We start from the raw sequence: 1003 nt of genomic DNA on the forward strand, positions 1-1003 counted from the left end.
GATTTATCAGTAACGATCAACGGCCCGTCATGCCCGGGCTTGACCCGGGCATCCATCTTCTTCGCAAGATGATGGATTGCCGGGTCAAGCCCGGCAATGACGTAGGGAACGAGCGATGCGCTGCCCGAACTGCAACAGCCTCGATACCCAGGTGAAGGATAGCCGGCCGACCGAGGATTCCTCGGTGATCCGGCGTCGGCGGGTGTGCATCGCCTGCAACTTCCGCTTCACCACCTTCGAGCGGGTGCAACTCCGCGAGCTGATCGTGATCAAGCGCAACGGCCGCCGGGTGCCGTTCGACCGCGACAAGCTGGTGCGCTCGGTGCAGATCAGTTTGCGCAAGCGGCCGGTGGATCCGGAGCGGGTGGAGCAGATGGTGTCGGCGATCGTGCGCGAGCTGGAAAGCGGCGGCGAGGCCGAGATCTCGTCGGAGACGATCGGCGAGAGCGTGATGGATCACCTGCGCAAGCTCGACGACGTTGCCTATGTCCGCTTCGCCTCGGTGTATCGCAATTTCCGCGAGGCCAAGGATTTCGAGGCCGTGCTCGGCGAACTGTCCCACGAAGACGAGGCGAGGGCGGCGCTGGTCCGCAAATGATCTTCCGCATCCTGGAGGAGCAGATCGGCCAGAAGCTCGCTGCCGAAAAGGCGGCCAAAGCCGGCGATTCCGCCGACCGCCGCCTCATGCAATTGGCGCTGGCGCTCGGCCGGCGCGGCCAGGGGCGCACCGCGCCCAACCCCGCGGTCGGCGCGGTGCTGGTGAAGGATGGCGTGATCGTCGGCCGGGGCTGGACCCAGGATGGCGGCCGTCCGCATGCCGAGGTCGAAGCGCTGCGCCGGGCCGGTGAGGCCGCCCGCGGCGCCACACTTTACGTGACCCTCGAGCCGTGCTCGCATCACGGCCGCACCCCGCCTTGCGCCGATGCGGTGATCGCCGCCGGCATTGCGCGGGTGGTGTCGGCGATCTAAGACCCCAATCCGCTGGTGGCCGGCCAGGGCCATG

At 67.3% G+C, this 1003-nt stretch carries 1 protein-coding gene and 1 pseudogene; both read left to right on the forward strand.

Annotated elements, in window-relative coordinates; translation table 11 throughout:
- Positions 1-115: 115 nt before the first annotated feature.
- Entirely contained in the window at positions 116-598 is a 483-nt protein-coding gene (gene nrdR / locus DYI24_RS27105; protein ID WP_107344655.1) for a transcriptional regulator NrdR, read from the forward strand.
- Positions 595-966, forward strand: a pseudogene (locus DYI24_RS27110) (bifunctional diaminohydroxyphosphoribosylaminopyrimidine deaminase/5-amino-6-(5-phosphoribosylamino)uracil reductase RibD); the annotation flags it as partial. The gene nrdR and the pseudogene DYI24_RS27110, both read left to right, overlap by 4 nt.
- Between the last annotated feature and the right edge of the window lie 37 nt (positions 967-1003).

This window comes from Rhodopseudomonas sp. BR0C11, from assembly GCF_010820945.1.
In the GTDB taxonomy this organism is placed as follows: domain Bacteria; phylum Pseudomonadota; class Alphaproteobacteria; order Rhizobiales; family Xanthobacteraceae; genus Rhodopseudomonas; species Rhodopseudomonas palustris_H.